The sequence below is a fragment of the Comamonas sp. genome (genome assembly GCF_036666375.1).
Taxonomy (GTDB): Bacteria; Pseudomonadota; Gammaproteobacteria; order Burkholderiales; family Burkholderiaceae_C; genus Comamonas.
In genome coordinates this window covers 2,542-8,501 of record NZ_JAVWWA010000151.1, presented here as the reverse complement: position 1 = coordinate 8,501, position 5,960 = coordinate 2,542, and the positions used below count along the sequence as shown (strand labels likewise).

7 protein-coding genes are annotated in these 5,960 nt (G+C 66.2%); 6 read left to right on the top strand and 1 reads right to left on the bottom strand.

The features are described from left to right. Window positions 1-116: 116 nt before the first annotated feature. Genes RR928_RS23055 through RR928_RS23035 form a run of 5 tightly spaced genes read left to right on the top strand, consistent with a single transcriptional unit; the run spans window position 117 to window position 3,688 of the window. Window positions 117-458, top strand: a complete 342-nt coding sequence (locus tag RR928_RS23055) for a chorismate mutase (RefSeq protein WP_332538103.1) — start codon at window positions 117-119, stop codon at window positions 456-458. A gap of 4 nt (window positions 459-462) precedes the next feature. Continuing rightward, window positions 463-1,047: an anthranilate synthase component II gene (locus RR928_RS23050; RefSeq protein ID WP_332684387.1), complete on the top strand. Its 585-nt coding sequence runs from the start codon at window positions 463-465 to the stop codon at window positions 1,045-1,047. An 8-nt stretch (window positions 1,048-1,055) separates the two neighbouring features. Then, window positions 1,056-2,102 carry an anthranilate phosphoribosyltransferase gene (gene trpD, locus RR928_RS23045; protein ID WP_332684385.1) on the top strand — a complete coding sequence of 349 codons (1,047 nt, stop codon included), beginning with the start codon at window positions 1,056-1,058 and terminating at the stop codon, window positions 2,100-2,102. A 27-nt stretch (window positions 2,103-2,129) separates the two neighbouring features. After that, window positions 2,130-2,930 (top strand): indole-3-glycerol phosphate synthase TrpC, encoded by an 801-nt coding sequence (trpC, locus tag RR928_RS23040; protein WP_332538256.1) that lies wholly within the window; start codon window positions 2,130-2,132, stop codon window positions 2,928-2,930. Between the two features lie 14 nt (window positions 2,931-2,944). Beyond that, the gene (locus tag RR928_RS23035; RefSeq protein ID WP_332684383.1) at window positions 2,945-3,688 is read left to right on the top strand and encodes a uracil-DNA glycosylase; all 744 of its coding nucleotides are present in this window, start codon (window positions 2,945-2,947) and stop codon (window positions 3,686-3,688) included. Window positions 3,689-3,769: 81 nt separating this feature from the next. Here the strand turns inward: RR928_RS23035 and RR928_RS23030 are convergent, their stop codons facing one another. Beyond that, on the bottom strand, window positions 3,770-4,669 hold the full coding sequence (locus RR928_RS23030) for a DMT family transporter (RefSeq protein WP_332538254.1): 900 nt from the start codon (window positions 4,667-4,669) through the stop codon (window positions 3,770-3,772). 317 nt (window positions 4,670-4,986) lie between these two features. Here RR928_RS23030 and RR928_RS23025 point away from each other — a divergent pair, with 317 nt between their 5' ends. Beyond that, window positions 4,987-5,934, top strand: a complete 948-nt coding sequence (locus RR928_RS23025; RefSeq protein ID WP_332538252.1) for a siderophore ABC transporter substrate-binding protein — start codon at window positions 4,987-4,989, stop codon at window positions 5,932-5,934. Window positions 5,935-5,960: the final 26 nt, after the last annotated feature.

Sequence of the window (5,960 nt, the reverse complement as noted above, 5' to 3'; positions counted from 1 at the left end):
GTGCAGGCCGCGGCCGGCGTGGTCGCCGACTCGGTGCCCGAGATGGAATGGCGCGAAACGGAACACAAGGCGCGCGCACTGCTGCGCGCCGCGGAATTGGTAGAGGAAGGACTGGAATGAGCCGCGCAATCGACAAGGTGCCGCACTGCACCGACATGACCGAAGTGCGCCAGGGCGTGAACGCGCTCGACGACATCCTCGTGCCGCTGCTGGTGCAGCGCAGCGGCTTCATGACCCAGGCGGCGCGCGTGAAGAACGACGCGCAGCTGGTGCGCGACGAAGCGCGCATCGAGGCCATCGTGGAGCGCGTGCGCGCCCAGGCCCAGGCCGAAGGCGGCAGCCCCGAGCTGATCGAGCAGGTCTACCGCGCGATGATGGAGCTGTTCATCGCCTACGAACACCAGGAACTCGCGCGCCTGCGCGCCGCTGGCCTGGCCCCTCAGGCTGACAAGGAGTGAAGCCATGAAACTCCTGATGATCGACAACTACGACAGCTTCACCTACAACATCGTGCAGTACTTCGGCGAACTCGGCGCCGAAGTCAGCGTGGTGCGCAACGACGAAATCACGCTCGAGGAACTGGCGCAGCGCATGCAGGCCGAAGGCAGCGAGCGCCTGGTGGTCTCGCCCGGACCCTGCTCGCCGGCCGAAGCCGGCATTTCGGTCGCGGCCATCCAGCATTTCGCCGGCCAGCTGCCCATCCTGGGCGTGTGCCTGGGCCACCAGAGCATTGGCGCGGCGTTTGGCGGGCGCATCATCCGCGCCCAGCAGCAGATGCACGGCAAGACCAGCGTGATCACCACCACGCAGTCGGGCGTGTTTGCCGATCTGCCCGCGCAGTTCACCGTCAACCGCTACCACTCGCTGGTCATCGAGCGCGCCAGTTTGCCCGACGTGCTGGAGATTACCGCCACCAGCGAGGACGGCGAGATCCAGGGCGTGCGCCACCGCACGCTGGCCATACAGGGCGTGCAATTCCACCCCGAGAGCATCCTGACCGAGCATGGCCACGCAATGCTGCGCAACTTCCTGGAACAAAAGGCCTGAGACCCGGTATGCAACAGATCACTCCCCAGGCTGCGCTGCAGCGCACCATCGAACACCGCGAAATCTTCCATGACGAAATGCTGCACCTGATGCGCATGATCATGGGCGGCGAAATGTCGCCGCTGATGACCGCGGCCATCCTCACCGGCCTGCGCGTGAAGAAGGAAACCATTGGCGAGATCACCGCCGCCGCGCAGGTGATGCGCGAGTTCTCGCTGCGCGTGCAGGTGGCCGACAAGACCCATCTGGTCGACATCGTCGGCACCGGCGGCGACGGCGCCAACACCTTCAACATCTCGACCTGCTCGATGTTCGTGATTGCCGCGGCCGGCGGCAAGGTGAGCAAGCATGGCGGGCGCAGCGTCTCGAGCAAGAGCGGCAGCGCCGACGCGATGGAAGCGCTGGGCGTCAACCTGAACCTGTCGGCCGACGATATCGCGGCCTGCATTGCCGAAGTCGGCATAGGCTTCATGTTCGCGCCCAACCACCACCCGGCGATGAAGAACGTCGCCGCGGTGCGCAAGGAACTGGGCGTGCGCACGCTGTTCAACATCCTCGGGCCGCTCACCAACCCGGCGAGCGCACCGAATATCCTGATGGGCGTGTTCCATGAAGACCTGGTGGGCATCCAGGTGCGCGCGCTGCAGCGCCTGGGCGCCGAGCATGCGCTGGTCGTCTACGGCCGCGACGGGCTCGACGAAATCAGCCTGGGCGCGAGCACGCTGGTCGGCGAGCTCAAGGACGGCGCGGTGCACGAATACGAGATCCACCCCGAAGACTTCGGCCTGCAGATGGCCAGCACGCGCTCGCTGCGCGTCGAGAACCCCGAGGAATCAATGGCCATGCTGCGCGGCGTGCTCCAGGGCGCCAAGGGTCCGGCGCGCGATATCGTGTGCCTCAACGCAGGCGCGGCGCTGTACGCGGCGAATGTCGTTCCCAGCATTGCCGAAGGCCTGCTGCGCGCCCAGCAGGTGATAGACAGCGGCGCGGCGCTGGCCAAGCTGCAGCAGCTGATCGCCAAGTCGCAGGCGCTGTCGAGCGCCCGCGCTGTTTGAATTTTTCCCCGATACCGAAAGCTTCCCATGTCCGACATCCTCAACAAGATCGTGGCGGTCAAGCGCGAAGAACTCGCCGCTGCCCGCAAACGCATGCCGCTGGCCGAAATGCGCCGCGATGCCGAAAGCCGTGTGCTCACGCGTGATTTCGAAGGCGCGCTGCGCGCAAAGATAGCCAAGGGCCATGCGGCGGTGATTGCCGAAGTCAAGAAGGCCAGCCCGTCCAAGGGCGTGATACGCGCCGACTTCATTCCCGCCGACATCGCGCAAAGCTATGCCGATGGCGATGGCAAGGTGAGCGCGGCCTGCCTTTCGGTGCTGACCGACAAGCAGTTCTTCCAGGGCAGCGTCGACTACCTCAAGCAGGCGCGCGCCAGCTGCCTGCTGCCCGTGCTGCGCAAGGATTTCCTGATCGACCCCTACCAGGTCTACGAGTCGCGCGCCATGGGCGCCGACTGCGTGCTGCTGATTGCCGCCTGCCTTGAAGACGCGCAGATGGCCGAGATGGAAGCCGTGGCGCGCAGCCTCGACATGGCGGTGCTGGTCGAGGTGCATGACGCGGCCGAACTCGAGCGCGCGCTGCGCCTGAAAACCGCGCTGCTGGGCATCAACAACCGCAACCTGCGCACCTTCGAAGTCAGCCTGCAGACCACGCTGGAGCTGCAAAAGCAGGTGCCGGCCGACAAGCTGCTGGTCACCGAATCGGGCATTCTCACGCCCGCCGACGTGAAGACGCTGCGCGACGCCGGCGTCAACGCTTTCCTGGTGGGCGAAGCGTTCATGCGCGCCGACGACCCCGGCCTGGCCCTGGCCAAGCTGTTCTCCTGACATCGCGGGGCGACATGCAGCACGCTATCGACACTCTTGCTCCCGAGGCCGCGACCCAGCTGCAGACCGCCAACCCGGCCGACTGGCCCGTGGCCGCGGGCTGGCAGCCGCTGGTCGATGGCTTTTTTGCCAGCCCTGGCGGCCAGCAGCTGCTGGCCTTCCTGCAGTCGCGGCTTGATGCCGGCGCGGTGATCTTCCCGCCCCAGCCGCTGCGCGCGCTGGAACTCACGCCGCCCGAAGCGGTGCGCGTGGTGATCCTGGGCCAGGACCCGTACCACGGCCGCGGCCAGGCCGAAGGCCTGGCGTTCTCGGTCGCGCCCGGCGTGCGCCTGCCGCCGTCGCTGCGCAACATCTTCAAGGAAATGCAGCGCGACCTGGGCACGCCCATCCCGGCCTTTCCTGTGCCCGGCGGCAGCCTGATCAACTGGGCCACGCATGGCGTGCTGCTGCTCAATACCTGCCTCACGGTGGAAGAGGGCCAGGCCGCGAGCCACAGCAAGCGCGGCTGGGAAGCCCTGACCGACGCCGTGATCCGCCATGTGGCCGAAGGCCCGCATCCCGTGGTGTTCATGCTCTGGGGCAGCCATGCGCAGTCCAAGCAGGCCTGGATTCCCGAAGGCCGCGGCCATCTGGTGCTGACCAGCAACCATCCCTCGCCGCTGTCGGCGCTGCGTCCGCCCGTGCCGTTCATAGGCAACGGGCATTTCGGCCAGGCGCGCGCGTTTCGGGAAGCGCACGCTTCGACAGGCTCAGCGTGAACGGGGTATTGGGCTCAGCGTGAACGGGGCATTGGGCTCAGCGCGAACGGGAGGGGGCTCAGCGCGAACGGGGCATTGGGTTCAGCGTGACTCTCTCATGCTGAGCCAGATGCTGGCCATGCCGCACAGCACGACGCCGGCCATGCCCAGCAGCGACAACATGTCGGGCACCTGGCCGAAGAACAGCCAGCCCATGGCCATCGCAAAACCGATCTGGCTGTAGAGAAACGGCGAGATCGTCGCCGGCGTCGCAACGCGGTAGGCCTGCAGCAGCAGCAGGTGGCCCACGCCGCTGCACACGCCCATCACCAGCACCGCGCCCCAGAGCTGCCAGCGGTCCACGCTTTGCCAGAACCAGGGCAGCAGCGGGGCCGTGAGCAGCAGCGGCAGCCAGGTGGTGTAGAGCTGGGTGGTTGCGGGTGCATCGAGGCGCGCGAGCCGGCTGCCCAGCAGCTGGTAGCCCGTGCCGCACAGCAGCAGCGCCATCGGCAGCAGGCTGCGCCAGCCCAGCGGCTGGTCGGTGCTTTCGGGGCGCACGATCAGGATCACGCAGGCCAGGCCTATCAGCAGCAGCACCAGGCGCGCGCCGCTGATGCGTTCCTTGAACAGCCAGGCCGAGGCGACGACGATCAGCAGCGGGCTGGCTGCCCAGATCGCGGTGAAGTTGCCCAGTGGCATGCTCTGGATGCAGAAGAAGGCCACGCAGGTGGTCAGCAGGCCGAAGGCCGAGCGGCTGAGCTGAAAGCGCGGGTGCTGGGTGCGCAGGATGGACCAGCCGTAGCGCGGCAGCACCAGCGCCGTGGTCACCAGCGCCTGGGACAGATAGCGCAGCCAGACCACCAGCAGCATGGGCAGGGCCTGGCCGCTGAACTTGGTCGCGCTGTCGAGCAGCGCGAACAGCGCGCAGGCGCATACCGTCAAGCCTATGCCCGTCAGCGCGGCGCGCACGGACGGGGACAGTCCCGCAAACCAGGAGGACATCGCGCCCACCCTCTCTTTTTTGAATGAATCTGCCGCGATTGCGGCCTGCAACGAATTGCGCGGCCGCAGGGGCCGCGCAGACAAATCATTCTAGGCCCTGGGACAGGCGCGTTTACTCCCGTGCGCAAATGGCGTGTCGCGGATGGCGCAGCAGCCATGCCGCCAGCCGTGGAAAAACCATGCGTATACGGATAAACCCTGGGGTTCTGGTAGGATGCAAAATGATAATTGTTCGCATATGGAGCGCTCGCCGCATGCCGGCCCGGCGCCTTCTTTGCGGATGTTTTTTGCCAGCATCGTGAGGAAGGATAGGGGTTATGACGTTTTCCGTGACGCGCCGTCAGGCGATGGGCCGCCTGGGTCAATGGGGTGTGGTGTTGAGCATGGCCGGTGGTGCTGCCACGGGCTGGGCCGCGCAGACCGTCACCGTCAAGGACAGTACGGGCGAAGTCAGCCTGCCGCTCAAACCCAGGACCGTGCTGGTGCTCGACCTGTCGGCGCTGGACATCATCCAGTCGCTGGGCGGCAAAGTTCAAGGCATTCCCGACACCAAGCTGCCGCCGCTGCTGCAGGCCTATTCCGACAGCGCCAGTTACCCGCATATCGGCAGCCTGTTCGAGCCCGACTATGAAAAGATCAAGGCGCTCAAGCCCGATCTGATCATTGCGGGCAATCGTTCGCTGCCCAAGATCGAGGCGCTGCGCAAGTTCGCGCCCGTGCTCGATGTGACGCTCGACAACCAGAAGCAGCTCGAAGAGGTGTACCGCAACATCCGCGCGATCGCCGCGGTCTACGGCCTGGCCGAAAAGGGCGAAGCCGAGATCAAGACCATAGAGCAGGAAATCGCGGGCCTGCGCACCCTGGCCGCCAGGCAGGGCCCTGGCCTGTTCCTGATGACCAACGGCGGCAAGCTCAGCGTCTATGGCCCGGGTTCGCGCTTCGACATGCTCTACACCGTGTTCGGCATGAAGCCGCTGGCGCAGAAGATCGAAGTCTCCAAGCACGGCCAGGCCGTGTCCTTCGAATACCTGCTCAAGGCCAACCCCGAATGGCTGTTCGTGCTGGACCGCGACGCCGCGATCGGCCGCGAAGGCGAGGCCGCGCAGAAGCTGCTCGACAACAAGCTGGTGCAGGCGACCAAGGCCTGGCGCAGCAAGCAGGTGGTCTACCTGAACGCTGCCAACTGGTATCTGCTGTCCAACGCCAGCCCTGGCGCCCTGAGAGCCAATATCCAGCAATTGTCGAATGCCTTTGCCCGCGGTTAAATCGGGCGCCGTTGCGTCGGGCGCCG

Excerpts from the sequence above, each read along its gene's own strand:
- RR928_RS23030 (WP_332538254.1), bottom strand. The coding sequence starts at position 4,669 with ATGTCCTCCTGGTTTGCGGGACTGTCCCCGTCCGTGCGCGCCGCGCTG.
- trpD (WP_332684385.1), top strand. The coding sequence starts at position 1,056 with ATGCAACAGATCACTCCCCAGGCTGCGCTGCAGCGCACCATCGAACAC.
- RR928_RS23055 (WP_332538103.1), top strand. The coding sequence starts at position 117 with ATGAGCCGCGCAATCGACAAGGTGCCGCACTGCACCGACATGACCGAA.
- RR928_RS23025 (WP_332538252.1), top strand. The coding sequence starts at position 4,987 with ATGACGTTTTCCGTGACGCGCCGTCAGGCGATGGGCCGCCTGGGTCAA.
- RR928_RS23050 (WP_332684387.1), top strand. The coding sequence starts at position 463 with ATGAAACTCCTGATGATCGACAACTACGACAGCTTCACCTACAACATC.
- trpC (WP_332538256.1), top strand. The coding sequence starts at position 2,130 with ATGTCCGACATCCTCAACAAGATCGTGGCGGTCAAGCGCGAAGAACTC.
- RR928_RS23035 (WP_332684383.1), top strand. The coding sequence starts at position 2,945 with ATGCAGCACGCTATCGACACTCTTGCTCCCGAGGCCGCGACCCAGCTG.